At 62.8% G+C, this 13,117-nt stretch carries 12 protein-coding genes; 3 read left to right on the top strand and 9 right to left on the bottom strand.

The features are described from left to right. Nucleotides 1-84: 84 nt before the first annotated feature. Nucleotides 85-1,164, bottom strand: coding sequence for a sugar ABC transporter substrate-binding protein (locus tag AB4Z25_RS15950; protein ID WP_003592567.1), 1,080 nt, complete (start codon nucleotides 1,162-1,164; stop codon nucleotides 85-87). Between the two features lie 221 nt (nucleotides 1,165-1,385). Between AB4Z25_RS15950 and AB4Z25_RS15945 the strand changes: the two genes are divergently transcribed. Genes AB4Z25_RS15945 through AB4Z25_RS15935 form a run of 3 tightly spaced genes read left to right on the top strand, consistent with a single transcriptional unit; the run spans nucleotide 1,386 to nucleotide 5,392 of the window. Beyond that, nucleotides 1,386-2,996: a GMC family oxidoreductase gene (locus AB4Z25_RS15945; protein ID WP_442208466.1), complete on the top strand. Its 1,611-nt coding sequence runs from the start codon at nucleotides 1,386-1,388 to the stop codon at nucleotides 2,994-2,996. A 26-nt stretch (nucleotides 2,997-3,022) separates the two neighbouring features. Beyond that, entirely contained in the window at nucleotides 3,023-4,291 is a 1,269-nt protein-coding gene (locus AB4Z25_RS15940) for a glycerate kinase type-2 family protein (protein ID WP_442208465.1), read from the top strand. Between the two features lie 12 nt (nucleotides 4,292-4,303). Further along, nucleotides 4,304-5,392 (top strand): lactonase family protein, encoded by a 1,089-nt coding sequence (locus AB4Z25_RS15935; RefSeq protein ID WP_442208464.1) that lies wholly within the window; start codon nucleotides 4,304-4,306, stop codon nucleotides 5,390-5,392. Nucleotides 5,393-5,401: 9 nt separating this feature from the next. Here AB4Z25_RS15935 and AB4Z25_RS15930 read toward each other — a convergent pair whose 3' ends face one another. The 8 genes from AB4Z25_RS15930 to AB4Z25_RS15895 form a co-directional block, all read right to left on the bottom strand. After that, nucleotides 5,402-6,145, bottom strand: a complete 744-nt coding sequence (locus tag AB4Z25_RS15930) for an amino acid ABC transporter ATP-binding protein (RefSeq protein ID WP_112514459.1) — start codon at nucleotides 6,143-6,145, stop codon at nucleotides 5,402-5,404. Further along, a complete protein-coding gene (locus tag AB4Z25_RS15925) occupies nucleotides 6,142-7,116 on the bottom strand; it encodes an amino acid ABC transporter permease (protein WP_442208463.1) in 975 nt (324 codons plus the stop codon). Before AB4Z25_RS15925 ends, AB4Z25_RS15930 begins: the two co-directional genes overlap by 4 nt. Before the next feature lie 61 nt (nucleotides 7,117-7,177). Further along, a complete protein-coding gene (locus tag AB4Z25_RS15920; RefSeq protein WP_442208462.1) occupies nucleotides 7,178-8,011 on the bottom strand; it encodes a transporter substrate-binding domain-containing protein in 834 nt (277 codons plus the stop codon). A 145-nt stretch (nucleotides 8,012-8,156) separates the two neighbouring features. After that, complete coding sequence (locus AB4Z25_RS15915) at nucleotides 8,157-8,546, bottom strand: carboxymuconolactone decarboxylase family protein (protein WP_442208461.1); 390 nt, start codon at nucleotides 8,544-8,546, stop codon at nucleotides 8,157-8,159. Next, on the bottom strand, nucleotides 8,539-9,348 hold the full coding sequence (locus AB4Z25_RS15910) for an alpha/beta fold hydrolase (RefSeq protein WP_442208460.1): 810 nt from the start codon (nucleotides 9,346-9,348) through the stop codon (nucleotides 8,539-8,541). The genes AB4Z25_RS15915 and AB4Z25_RS15910 overlap by 8 nt, the downstream gene beginning before the upstream one ends. Before the next feature lie 2 nt (nucleotides 9,349-9,350). Continuing rightward, nucleotides 9,351-10,427 carry an LLM class flavin-dependent oxidoreductase gene (locus AB4Z25_RS15905; protein WP_442208459.1) on the bottom strand — a complete coding sequence of 359 codons (1,077 nt, stop codon included), beginning with the start codon at nucleotides 10,425-10,427 and terminating at the stop codon, nucleotides 9,351-9,353. A 40-nt stretch (nucleotides 10,428-10,467) separates the two neighbouring features. Beyond that, complete coding sequence (locus AB4Z25_RS15900) at nucleotides 10,468-11,982, bottom strand: aldehyde dehydrogenase (protein ID WP_442208458.1); 1,515 nt, start codon at nucleotides 11,980-11,982, stop codon at nucleotides 10,468-10,470. A 1-nt stretch (nucleotide 11,983) separates the two neighbouring features. Continuing rightward, the gene (locus AB4Z25_RS15895) at nucleotides 11,984-12,976 is read right to left on the bottom strand and encodes a flavin reductase (protein WP_442208457.1); all 993 of its coding nucleotides are present in this window, start codon (nucleotides 12,974-12,976) and stop codon (nucleotides 11,984-11,986) included. Nucleotides 12,977-13,117: the final 141 nt, after the last annotated feature.

The raw sequence follows: 13,117 nt of genomic DNA, 5'->3' as shown, positions 1-13,117 counted from the left end.
GCGGAGGAGCTGGCAGGCGCCGTAGCGCCCGCCAGCGACGAGGCAGCCTCGGGAGGAGCCGATGCTGCGGGAGAGACGGTGCCGCTAGGTGCGGATGGCGCCTGTCACACGACCCCAAAGGTCGTTCCAGTCCAGCGTCGGATGCGAGTCGATGTTGGTCTTGTAATATTCCTCGACATTGTCCTTCGCGATCAACACGGCCTTGCCGTAGAATTCGCGATGGTCGGCCGGCTCCTTGGCCGGGTCGAACTTCTTCTGGAGTGCAGCCAGACCAATGGCGAGGCCCATGCCGCCCTGCCAGAACGGATCCGAGGTGACCGTGCAGGCAAATTCGCCCTTGCGCACCGCGTCAACCGCAGCCTTGATGCCGTCAACGCCGACGACGGGAACCTTGCCCGCGAGGTTTTCGGCGCGCAGCGCTTCCAGAGCGCCCGTACCCATGTCGTCATTGGCAGCCCAGATGCCCTTCACGTCGTCGCCGAAGCGCGTGAGCAGGTTGCTCGTCAGGTCATAGGCTTCCGACGACTTCCAGTTGGCGACCTGGAAATCCAGGAGCTTGATGTTGGTGTTGGCAGCCAGCGCGTCTTCCAGACCCTTCTTGCGCTCGATCGCCGCCGTGTTGGAAATCTGGCCGCCGAGCGCGATGATGCCGCCGGAGCCGCCGATCGTCTTGAAGAGGATTTCGGCGATCTGCTTGCCGCTGGAGATGCCGTCGAATTCGATATGCGAGACGTAGTTCGGATTGAAATCCTTCGGATGCAGGTCGGCCGGCTTGTTCCACTGCGTCACGACATAAGCGCCCGCCTTGGCGCAGGCTTCGACGATCGGGCGCGCATCCGGCGTATCGTTCGGGTCTGAGTTCAGCACCATGTTGCCGCCGGTCTTGGCGAGCATCGCCTTGATGTCGGCAATACCCTTTTCGCTGTTGCCTTCGGAAACCAGCGTGACGTGGTCGAGGCCGATGGCGGAGGCAAAGGCCTCGGCACCCGTCTTCCAGACGGCATGATAGGGGTTGGAGAGAGAGCGGATGGACGTGACAAGCGTCGGCTTGTCAGCGGCGAAGAGCTGCCGTGGCAGGGCGGAGACCGTCGCACCCGCTGCGACCGTCGCCAGAAACGATCTGCGGTTCATGCTGCCGAAACGCGAATTCATCTTATCGTTCATTCGAAAACCTCCCGTTGAATGACGAAGATAGCGATGCCGTCCTTGTTTCCCCGGCATCTCCATCTGAAGCGACGTCGTCATAACATTTGTACGACAACCCTTCAAGACGATAACCGTACCCTTTCTCTTGACGAGGGGCAAGAGACTTGAGATTGTGATCGCGAATTGATGCCGGGACAACGAGGAGCGACCGGTTTCATCTGGATTTTACGGAGGAAAGAATGCCCGATTATATCATCGTCGGGGGCGGCTCGGCGGGATGCGTGCTTGCTGCGCGCCTGAGTGAGGATCCGGACGTATCCGTGACCCTGCTGGAGGCCGGCCCGCGCGACAGCAATATGTATATCCATCTGCCCGTCGGCTTCTTCAAGATGACCGCGGGGCCGTTGATCTGGGGCTATGAGACGGTCGCCGGGCGCGAGATTGCCGGACGCAAGATGGTCTATCCGCAGGCACGCGTGCTCGGCGGCGGCAGCTCGATCAATGCCCAGGTCTTCACCCGCGGCTGCCCCGAGGATTACGACGGATGGCGCGACCTCGAGGGATGCACCGGCTGGGGCTATGAGGATGTCCGGCCCTATTTCCGCAAGTCCGAAGGCAACGACACGTTCGGCGGCGCCCATCACGGCACCGAAGGACCGCTCGGCGTCAGCTCGCAGACGCCGCATGCCCTCACGCGGGTTTTCGTCCGCGCCGCGCAGGAAGCGGGTCTCCCCTTCAATCCCGACTTCAATGGTGGATCGCAGGCCGGAGCCGGCTTCTACCAGACGACGACCCGCAATGGGCGCCGCAGCAGCACGGCCGTCGGCTACCTGAAACCCGCAGCGCACCGCAAGAACCTGACGGTCCGCACCGATACGGCCGTCAACCGCATCGTCATCGAAAATGGCTGCGCCGTCGGCATCGAGATCATCGAAAACGGCCGCCCGGTGCTGCTGAGTGCCGAGCGCGAGGTCATCCTGACATCGGGCGCCATCGGCTCCCCGAAGATGCTGATGCTCTCCGGCCTCGGCCCTGCAGACGAATTGCGGGCGCTCGATATCGACGTCGTCAGGGACCTGCCGCAGGTGGGCAAGAACCTGCAGGACCATATGGATGTCGACGTTCTCGCCGAACTCACCGGATCGCACGGCATCGACCGCTACAAGAAGCGGCATTGGCAGATGGCGGCCGGCATCGAATATGCGCTGTTCGGCAAGGGCCCGGTCGCATCCAACATCGTCGAAGGCGGCGGCTTCTGGTGGGGCGACCGCGCCGAGGCGACGCCGGATCTGCAATTCCACTTCCTGCCCGGCGCCGGTGTCGAGGAAGGCATCGGCGGCGTGCCCGGCGGCAATGGCTGCACTCTGAATTCCTATCACGTCCGGCCGCGCTCGCGTGGGACGGTAACGCTGCGTTCCAAGGACCCGGCCGTTCCACCTGAAATCGACCCCAACGCCTTTGCAGAGCCTTACGATCTCGAACGTGCCGTCGATGGCATCAAGATCTGCCAGGAAATCCTTTCGCAACCGGCCTTCCGGCCCTTCGTCAAACGGCTGCATCTGCCCGACGGTAACATCCGCACGCAGGAGGAATACCGCCAGTTCGCCCGTCAATATGGCCGTTCCGCCTATCACCCCGTCGGCACCTGCCGCATGGGCGGCGGCGAAGACGCCGTTGTCGATCCGGACCTCAAGGTGCGCGGCATCGATCGCCTCAGGGTCTGCGACAGCTCGGTGATGCCGCGGCTGATTTCTTCGAACACCAACGCGGCCACAGTGATGATCGCCGAAAAGGCGGCAGATATTCTCAAGGGCGTCTTGCAACGGCAGCCACAGCACGATTACGCATGACGATCCTTTCCAGCGCAGATCACTCCATGACCCAAACCATCCCGTCTCCCCGCGAATTCCTGACCTCGCTGTTCCACGCCGCCGTGAAGGCCGCCGATCCCCTGACGGGGATTGCCGCGCACCTGCCGGAAAAGCCGAAGGGCAAGACCGTCGTCATCGGCGCCGGCAAGGGGGCAGCGCAGATGGCACGGGCGCTGGAAAGCCTCTGGGACGGCCCGCTCGAAGGCGTGGTCGTCACCCGCTACGGATATGGCTGCGAGACACAACAGGTCGAGATCATCGAGGCCTCGCATCCGGTGCCGGATGCTGCCGGGCTCGCCGCATCGAAGCGGCTGATCGAGGCGGTGAAGGATCTCTCCGCCGACGATCTCGTCATCGCTCTCGTCTGCGGCGGCGGCTCGGCGCTGCTGCCCTCTCCGCCGCGGGGGCTGACGCTCGAAGGCGAGATTGCGCTCAACGAGATGCTGCTTGCCTCGGGCGCGCCGATCTCGGCGATGAACGTCGTGCGCAAGCATCTGTCGACCATCAAGGGCGGACGGCTGGCAGCCGCGACCAAGGCCCGCGTCGTCAGCCTCATTGTCTCCGACATTCCCGGTGACAATCCTGCCCATGTCGCATCCGGCCCGACGGTGCCCGATCACTCGACCCGGCACGAGGCGCTGGAGATCATTGCCCAATACGGCCTCAAGCTGCCGCAGGCGGCGATCGATCACCTCAATTCCGCGGCAGCCGACGCGCCGCTCCCGGATGATCAGGCCTTTGCCCGCAATAGCCACCATATCATCGCCTCGGCCGGCGTTTCGCTGGAGGCCGCTGCCGCATTGGCTCGTGCAAACGGCATCGAGGCGGCAATCCTCTCGGATGCGATCGAGGGCGAATCCCGTGACGTGGCGCAGGTCCACGCGGCCATCGCCAGGGAAGTGCTCGGCCGCAACCGGCCGTTCGCCAAACCCGTCGTCATCCTTTCCGGCGGTGAAACGACGGTGACGCTGCGCGCGAAAGGTGGCAAGGGCGGGCGTAACGGCGAGTTCGCGCTGGCGGCAGCCCTTGCCCTTGACGGGCACGACATCCATCTCATCGCAGCCGACACGGATGGCATCGACGGCTCGGAAAACAATGCCGGAGCCTTCGCAGACGGTTCGACGGTGAAGCGGCTGCGCGCAGCCGGTCTCGACCCGCGCCGCGTTCTCGATGCCAATGACAGCTACACCGGCTTCAAGGCCATCGGCGACCTCTTCGAGACAGGCCCGACCGGCACCAATGTCAACGATTTCAGGGCGATCCTGATCCTCTAGCCGGAACCGATCATGCAACACCTGCTCTTCATCGGCACGCTCAACCAGCCGACCTCCTATTTCGAAGGTGCCAATGGCGACGGGCTTTCGGTTCATCTCTTCGACGACGAGACGCTGACTGCCGAGCGGCTTGCGACAGCGCCGCAGATCGTCAATCCAACCTTCCTCTCGCCATCAGCGGACGGCACTCTCGTCTATGCGAATTCGGAGATCGAAGGCTGGTACGAGGGCCTCGTCACCGCCCTGTCGTTCGACAGGCAGGCCGGGCGCCTCCGCCATCTGAACATGCAGCCGTCGCTGGGCGCTACGACAGCGCATAACACCATCTCGCATGACGGCAGGCACCTCTTTGCCGTCAACTATGCGATGGGAGACGGTGGCCCGGATCAGGCGCTTGTCGCCTTCGAGCGCCGGACCGACGGCTCGCTGGCGCCGGGCAAGATCAGCGTGGCGCAATCCGGAACCGGCCCGAACCCCGCCCGCCAGGAACGCAGCCATCCGCACAGCGTCACCGAGATCGCCCCGAACCTGATCTTGGTTGCCGATCTCGGCACGGATCGGCTGACGATCTACGCTCTCGAAGGGGACCGGTTCGAGAAGGTGAGCGAGACCGCGGCAAGGCCTGGTGCAGGACCGCGCCACGTTGCGCTCCATCCGTCCGGCCGCTTCGTCTTCGTCATCAATGAGCTTGATTCCACGGTGGCGAGCTATCGCTTCGATACTGCCCGCCGGATGCTGCATGAGATCGAGATCCACTCGACGCTGCCGCCGCAGACCACGGGCACGAACTATGCCTCCGACCTGCAGATCTCTCCCGACGGCCGGTTTCTCTACGGCGCCAATCGCGGGCATGACAGTATCGCGGTCTTCGAGGTCGATGCGGAAACCGGCAGGCTTTCGCCGAAGGGTCAGGTGCCCTGCGGTGGCCGCACGCCGCGCAACCTGGCAATCGCCCCGCAGGGCGGGCACCTTCTTTGCGCCAATCAGGATAGCGACGTCGTGACCATCTTCACCCGCGACCGGGAGACCGGAGCGCTCGGCGACAGCGGCGAGACGATCCGCATCGGCACGCCGATGTGCCTGCGCTTCGCCCGGGCTTGACGCCAGCCCTCAGTGCTTGAGGATCTGGCTAAGGAACAATTTTGTCCGCTCATGCTGCGGGTTGGTGAAGAAGTCGTGAGGCTTGCCCTCCTCGACGATCTGGCCCGAATTCATGAAAATCACACGGTCTGCAACGGCCCGGGCAAAGCCCATTTCATGGGTGACGCAAACCATCGTCATGCCGTCCTTGGCAAGACCGGTCATCGTTTCCAGTACTTCCGAGACCATCTCCGGATCGAGCGCCGAGGTTGGCTCGTCGAAGAGCATCACGGCTGGCTCCATGCAGAGCGAGCGGGCAATGGCGACGCGCTGCTGCTGGCCGCCGGAAAGCTGGATCGGATATTTGTTGGCCTGTTCCGGAATGCGCACGCGCTCGAGAAAACGCAGCGCCGTCTTCTTCGCTTCCGCCGCCGGCACGCCCTTGATCCACATCGGCCCAACCATGCAGTTCATCAACACCGTCATATGCGGGAAGAGATTGAAGTGCTGGAACACCATGCCGACATTCTTGCGGACGTCGCCGACGTTGCGCATCTTGTTGTGCAGGGTGATGCCGTTGACGGTGATATCGCCTTCCTGATGCGCCTCCAGCCGGTTGAAGCAGCGGATCAGCGTCGACTTGCCGGATCCCGAGGGACCGCAGACGACGATGCGCTCGCCCTTGGTGACCGTCAGATTGATATCCTTCAGCACCTGGAAGGCGCCGTACCATTTGGAAACGTTCTTCGCTTCGATGATCTTGTCGCCGTTCATCGGACTTTGCTCCTGGCGTAGTGACGCTCGATGCGGGATTGGATGAGCTCCAGGCAGATCGACATGATCCAGTAGAGCATGGCGGCGGAGATCAGCATTTCCATATGCTGGAAGGTCTTCTGTCCCAGCGTGCGGGCAAGGAACATCAGTTCCCAGACACCGATGACCGAGACCAGCGAGCTATCCTTCAGCATCGAGATGAACTGGTTGCCGGTCGGCGGAATGATCACCGGCAGGGCCTGCGGCAGGATGATCTTGCGCATCGTGACGCCGAAACCGAAGCCGATCGAGCGCGAGGCTTCCCATTGGCCGCGATCGATGCTCTGGATGCCCGACCGGAAGATTTCGGTCATATAGGCGCCATAGCAGAGCGACAGCGCCAGGATACCGGCCGGCACCGCGTCGATGACGAAGCCGAGCTGCGGCAGGCCGAGATAGATGAGATAGACCTGCATCAGCAGCGGCAGCCCGCGGAAGAACGAGGTGTAGAAGCTGGCGATCGCATAGGCAAAGCCGTTGGTCGACAGTTTGGCGACGGCACCCAGAATGGCGATGGCCGAAGCGATAATGATCGAGATGGCCGAGACATAGATCGTCGTCACCAGACCCTGCGTGATCATGAAGGGCAGTTTCTCGGCAATGAACGGCAAGCTCAGATGAAAAGTGGCGAAGAAGGCCAGGAACAGACCGAGCAGTTCCAGCCAGACGATGGCGATCTGCACCCTCAGCGGCGCAAAACCGATCAGCACGACATTGAGCACGAACATGACGGCGATAACGAAGGCGATCGCAAAACGTCCGTAGATGCCGCTGGATGCGGGATCGCCGATGACTGGGCGCATCAATTCGCCCATCGCGGTGCCGCTCATGTTGAACATCAGAAAGAACGCCAGCACGGCGGCAAACAGTGTCGCCACGAACCACGGCTTATGGACGAGTACTTCAGACTCGACTGTATCGGGATAAAGCATCTCTTGTCCCTTGCGGCAAATCGACGGTCCGGAGGTCCGGACCGTCTGGTTCTGGCAGCGGTTACTTTACGACCGTATAATCCACGCCGTACCACTTTACCGAAAGCTTGCTCAGCGTGCCGTCGGCCTGCATGCCCTTCACGGCCTCGGCGATCTTGTCGTTGAATTCCTTGTCGCCATGCTCGATGGCAATGGCGAGCGGCTCGTAGAATACCGGGTCGCCGATCTGCTTGATCGGATAGCCGGCCTTGACCGCGTCGAGAATGCTCGGCAGCGAGGAGACGACGGCATCGAGACGCGTGCCGTCACCGAGACGCAGATCGTCGAAAGCGGTGGTCGAGTTGGCGTAGGACTTCACGTCCTTCGGCTTGAATTCGTATTTGAAGGGAGGCGCGCCGGCAGCGTCGAGCGTCAGATCGCCCTTGGCATAGGCTTCGAAGGTCGAGGTCGCCGTGGTGCCGACCACCTTGCCGTCGAGATCGGCAAGCTTGGTGGCCTTGCTGTCCTTGTGAACGGCAACGGCGGCAGGGGTGTAATAATAGACGGCAGGGAAATCGAAGATTTCGGCGCGCTTCTTGGTCGGCGTCATGGAGCCCACATGCATGTCCCAGCGGCCAGCCCAGTTGCCCGCCGTGATGATGTCCCAGCCCGGCGTGACGAATTCGACCTTCACGCCCAGGCGCTTGCCGATATCCTTGGCAACGTCGATGTCGAAACCATCGAGTTCGTTCTTCTCGTTCATGAAGGATTGCGGCGCCCAGTTGGCGTCGGTCGCAACCTTCAGGTCCTTGGCCGCCAGCACCCGGTCGAGCACGGCACCGGCATTGGCCGGCACGGCAGCCAGCGCGACGGCGAGCGACGCGGCAGCGGCGGTCATCTTTATCAGTCTGTTCATGCGATGGTTCCCTTTATTGTCATTCTTGGTTTTTGGCCCGGGCTCATTCCCGTACCGTCATGCGATCTTGAAGTCGAAGAGACCTTTTCGTCTTCCGGCGATCTGAAGCAGCCGCAGGCCGGTCGCTTCCTTGAATCGATGGAAGTCAGAGCTCTCCTTTCTGGCGCATCTCGTCGCGGATCGAGCGGGCGACGCGGAAGGCTTCGACGCCGGCCGGAATGCCGCAATAGATCGCGATCTGCGTGAGTGCCGCCCTGAGCTCGTCATCGGTCAGCCCATTGCGGATGGCGCCGCGGAAATGGATGCCGAATTCATGCATGCGATTGAGCGCCGCCAGCATGCCGAGGTTCAAAAGGCTGCGCTGCTTGAGATCGAGACCGTCATCGGTCCAGGCCGCACCCCAGCAATATTCGTTGAGCACATCCTGGAACGGGGCCGAGAAACTGTCGGCGCCGCTGATGGCGCGATCGACGTAGTCGTCGCCAAGAACCTTGCGCCGGATGGCCTCGCCGCTCTTTCTGAGCGCTTCATCCATGGTTAGACTCCCCGGTTGTCAGGAACCCGCGCATCAGCTCGGCAACCGTCTGCGGTGCCTCGATCAGGATCGAGTGGCGGAGGCCCGGCAGGATCGCGAGCTTCGAGCCTGGAATGCGCTCGTGCATGTATCGGGCCATGCGCGGGTTCGACCCGGCATCGTCCTCGCCCGTCGCAATCAGCGTCGGGCAGCGGATCTGATCGAGGAATCCGCCGAAGTCGGTTTCCGCCAGCACGCGGTAGGCCGCCGCATAGCATTCCGGATCATTCTCGGCATCGCGCTGCCTAAGCGTCGCGATTACCTCCGGATTGTTGTCCTGGAATTCTTCGGTCAGCCACCGGGACAGCGATGCATTGTGATGGTCGGCAGGCGTGCCGGCGCGCAGCGCCGACAGCCGTTCGAGAACTCGCGTCCGCTCCTCCGGCGTCCGGCCAGCGACCGTCGATAGCAGCACCAGCTTGCGCAAGCGCTCGAGATGGGTCAGCGCCAGACGCTGGGCGATCAGCCCGCCGAGCGAGAAGCCGGCGAGATGGAAGGTCGAGAAGCCTGCCTTGTCGGCCAGCGCCAGCGCTTCGTTGACGAAATCGTCGATCTCATAGCGGCCCTTGGCCCGGCTCGAATGGCCGTGGCCGCGCAAATCGAAGGTCAGGATCGTAAACCTGTCCTTCAGACGCTCGACCACGCCCGACCATGCCTCGAGATAGGAGCCGACGCCGTGGATGCAGACCAGCGGATCGCCGCTGCCGTCGATCCGGTAGTTGAGCATCACGTCTCCGACGGTATGGCGCTGTGCCTCTGCCATGATCAGCCCGCCGCAGCCTTGCGCTGCTTGTCTTTTTCGCGGGCCGCGAAGAAGGGCATGATTTCCTTGACGAACAGCTCGATCGTCCGTTTCTGTAGCTCGAAGGGCAGATTGAAGGTGAGCCCGAGACAATACTGATCCACACCGGCTGCTTCATAGACCAGCAGCTTTTCGATCGCCTCGTCCGGCGTGCCGAACATCAGGTTCTTGCGGATATTGTCCGGGTTGTAGTTGTCCTTGCCCTTGACCGTCTCATAGGGAACCGCTTCCGGAAACCCTTCGCGCACATTGCCGATATTCTGCATCAGGTTTTCGAAGGCCCGGCCGTAGTCCATGCTGTGCTTGACGGCGGTCTCCCAGCCGTCCGGCTTGTCGTAGACGCAGGTGCGGCGCTGCATCATGAAGCGCGGGCGCGGGACTTCCGGATGGTCGGCAACGGCCTTGTTGAACTTGTCGGCCAGAACCTGGATTTCGGCGGCAGGCTGAGAGAGCGGTGTCGAGAGGATGCTGGCGCCATTGGCGATCGCCCAGTCGAACGAGCCAGGATCGCGCGCCGCGACCCAGATCGGCGGATGCGGCTGTTGCAGCGGCTTCGGTACCGACGTCGCCGTCGGGAACTTCCAGTAGTGGCCGTCATGAGCATAATCGCCGGCCCACAGCTTCTTCACCGCGGGAACGATCTCCTTCATATAGGCGACGCCTTCCTGCTGCGGCATACCGCCCGCCATCCGGTCGAACTCGTACTGGTAGGAGCCGCGGGCGATGCCGAATTCCAGGCGCCCATTCGTCAAGTGATCGCAGAGAGCGGATTCGCCGGCAAGACGGATCGGGGTCCAGTAGGGCGCGACGAGCGTCGAGGTGCCCAGGCGGATCTGCTGCGTATGCTGTGCCAGCCAGACGAGTGTCTGGAACGGATTGGGAGAGATCGTGCATTCGATCGTGTGATGTTCGGCCGTCCACAGGGCCTCGAAGCCACCCTCGTCGGCCATCCGGGCCAGATGCAGGAGGTTGTTCCTGGCCGTCGACATCGAGACATCGGGCGAGAAGCGCTCCATGGTCAGCGATACTGCGAATTTCATCTGCTAGCCTCCCTCTCGGGCTGAATTTTCTTCTGTGCCGTCACTTCAGACGGATGACGAAGGGGTCCTGCATCGCCCCGGAATAATCGATGATGACGTTCTTCAACCGCGAGAATTCGTGCATCACCTCGAAACCGCCGCGGCGGCCGTAGCCGCTCTCCTTGAAGCCGCCATTGGCGGACATGAAGGAGGCCGAGCGGTAGGTATTGACCCAGACCGTGCCGGCTTCGATCTGATTGGCGAAGCGAAGCGCCCGGTCGATATCCTTGGTCCAGATCCCGGAGGCGAGGCCGTAGTGGCTGTCATTGGCAAGCGCGATCATCTCCGCCTCGTCGCGGAACGGCATGACGCCGACGACCGGGCCAAAGATCTCGTCGCGCATGAAGCCCATGTCGTTCTGCGCATCAACCATGACGGTCGGCTCGAAATACCAGCCGCCGCTCGACAGGCCATCCTTCTGGGGACGGCGGCCACCGGCCGCGATCTTCGCGCCTTCCTTGACGCCCGAAGCTACGTAACCCTCGACCTTGGTGAGCTGGTCGGCGAGCGCCAACGGACCGATATCCGTCTCCTCGGCCGTCGGAAGGCCAACGCGGATTCGGGCGGTACGGGCAACCAGCGCATCGATGAATTTGTCGTAGATGCTGGCCTCGACGAAGCAGCGCGAACCGGCAACGCAGGTCTGTCCCGCAGCGGCAAAGACGCCGGAGACGACGCCGTTGACCGCGTGCTCGATCTCGACATCGCCGAAGACCACATGCGGAGACTTGCCGCCGAGCTCCATCGAGCAGGGCACGAGGTTCTGCGCCGCATTGCCGGCAATGCGGCGGCCGGTGGCGGTGCTGCCGGTGAAGACATACTTCGAGACGCCCGGATGGCGTGTCAGCGCCTCGCCCGCACTCTTCCCGGTACCGGTCACGACATTGACGACGCCAGCCGGAAAGCCCGCCTCATGGATCAGTTCGGCCAGCGCCAGCGTCGACGCACTTGCATGTTCGGAAGGCTTGATGACGACGGTGTTGCCGATCGCCAGGCATGGTGCCAGCGTGCCGGTGAGCAGCATCAGCGGCGAGTTCCAGGGCGTGATCATGCCGACGACGCCGAGCGGTTCGCGCAGGTTGAGGTTCAGCGTATCGACCCGGTTGATCGGGATGGTGTCGCCCTGCAGCTTGTCTGCCATGCCGGCGAAATAGTGATAGCTATCCGGCATCGAGCGCATCTGCGCCCGCGTTTCCTTCAGCAGCTTGCCATTGTCGCGTGTCTCGATCTCGGCCAGCGTATCGGCATTGGCCCGGACAAGCTCGGCAAGACGGCGCACCAGCGCGCCGCGATCGGTCTGTGTCATGCGCCGCCAGGCAGGATTGCGGAAGGCGGCATTTGCTGCAGCGACGGCAGCCGCAACGTCATCGGCATCGGCCTCCGCCAGATCGTACCAGCGCTCGCCGGTCGTCGGATCATAGCTTGCGATATAGTTGCCGTTCTTCGGCGCCACGAATTCGCCGTTGATGAACAGGCCCTGGCGCGAACCTTCGATGGAGCTGACTGTCGTCTTCATGTCACTGTCCTTGGTCTTGGGAGGCTTGGATCCAGGCACGGGCTTCGCCGTCGATCATCGCGACGCGGCCGCCATCGTCGGAATCCATGTAGATGCCGAACCGGCCGGCCTGCCGCTCGCGCACATAGCGGCGCAGCATCGATCGCAGTTCGTGGGTGGCGATCGTCTCGTAGGGAAGATCGTCGATCGCAAAGAAACGGAGATCGGCAGGCAGATTGACGCCCTCCCCCTCGCCCGCCAGCCGGGCACGATAGACGAGATAGCCGGGATCGCTGTCGGCAACGTCGAAGACCGAGTAGAGGAAGGTCTCGTCCGGCATCAGCCGCAACGCATCGCCGCCTTCGACGACAAGCTGGCTGTCGGCCTTGCGGCGGCGCGCCGAGGGAAGCACCCAACTGCCCTTTCCGTCCGAGCGCAGTAGCAACCCATCACCGGCTTCGATCAGGTAGCCGATGATCATGCCATGCGAGGCGAGCCAGCCCGCGGGCAACGGATCCTTGACGCTGGCATAGCGGCCGCGGCAGAAGCCGAGCGGCGCGGTCGGGCTGGTGCCGAAAGCCCTGACCTGACCGATCAGAACCGTATGATCGCCGGCATCGACCGAGTTGAAAGTCGTGCAGTCGAACCAGGTGAGGCTATCCGTCAGAACAGGCGCACCGGTATGGATATGGTCGTGGGTGACGGACTGGAACTTGTCCGGCGACTTCGAGGCGAAGGTACCGGATACATCGACCTGGCCTTCATGGAGGATATTGACTGCAAAGCAACCGGCACCGGTAAAGGCCTGATAGCTGGACGCGGACTTGGCGATGCAGACCAGAAGCAGCGGCGGATCGAGCGACACCGAGGTGAAGGAATTCGCGGTCATGCCGCGTGGCGTGCCGTCTTCATCGCGGGTGGTGATGACGGTGACGCCCGTCACGAAGGTTCCGAAGGCCCGGCGCAGTGCGATCGGATCGATCGGCGCATCCGCCTTTGCCGCTATCTCCGCCATGCTTTCCTGCCTCCTCCGTTTGTTGAAGAGGAGGCTATCGCTGCCTGTCCGGTGGTTCTTCCGCGCCTTCAAAGGAAAGGCCGGAAAACTTCTGCTGCGATCCATAGGAGAGGGAAAGTGACCGCGCGAAAGCACTGCAAG

It is taken from the genome of Rhizobium sp. RAF36, assembly GCF_052114105.1.
Classification (GTDB): domain Bacteria; phylum Pseudomonadota; class Alphaproteobacteria; order Rhizobiales; family Rhizobiaceae; genus Rhizobium.
Note: the sequence above shows the minus strand (reverse complement) of the source record. Positions and strands in the feature narration are given on the sequence as shown.

Bases quoted from the DNA above. Each gene is read 5' to 3' on its own strand.
- AB4Z25_RS15950 (WP_003592567.1), bottom strand. From the start codon at position 1,164: ATGAACGATAAGATGAATTCGCGTTTCGGCAGCATGAACCGCAGATCG.
- AB4Z25_RS15945 (WP_442208466.1), top strand. From the start codon at position 1,386: ATGCCCGATTATATCATCGTCGGGGGCGGCTCGGCGGGATGCGTGCTT.
- AB4Z25_RS15940 (WP_442208465.1), top strand. From the start codon at position 3,023: ATGACCCAAACCATCCCGTCTCCCCGCGAATTCCTGACCTCGCTGTTC.
- AB4Z25_RS15935 (WP_442208464.1), top strand. From the start codon at position 4,304: ATGCAACACCTGCTCTTCATCGGCACGCTCAACCAGCCGACCTCCTAT.
- AB4Z25_RS15930 (WP_112514459.1), bottom strand. From the start codon at position 6,145: ATGAACGGCGACAAGATCATCGAAGCGAAGAACGTTTCCAAATGGTAC.
- AB4Z25_RS15925 (WP_442208463.1), bottom strand. From the start codon at position 7,116: ATGCTTTATCCCGATACAGTCGAGTCTGAAGTACTCGTCCATAAGCCG.
- AB4Z25_RS15920 (WP_442208462.1), bottom strand. From the start codon at position 8,011: ATGAACAGACTGATAAAGATGACCGCCGCTGCCGCGTCGCTCGCCGTC.
- AB4Z25_RS15915 (WP_442208461.1), bottom strand. From the start codon at position 8,546: ATGGATGAAGCGCTCAGAAAGAGCGGCGAGGCCATCCGGCGCAAGGTT.
- AB4Z25_RS15910 (WP_442208460.1), bottom strand. From the start codon at position 9,348: ATGGCAGAGGCACAGCGCCATACCGTCGGAGACGTGATGCTCAACTAC.
- AB4Z25_RS15905 (WP_442208459.1), bottom strand. From the start codon at position 10,427: ATGAAATTCGCAGTATCGCTGACCATGGAGCGCTTCTCGCCCGATGTC.
- AB4Z25_RS15900 (WP_442208458.1), bottom strand. From the start codon at position 11,982: ATGAAGACGACAGTCAGCTCCATCGAAGGTTCGCGCCAGGGCCTGTTC.
- AB4Z25_RS15895 (WP_442208457.1), bottom strand. From the start codon at position 12,976: ATGGCGGAGATAGCGGCAAAGGCGGATGCGCCGATCGATCCGATCGCA.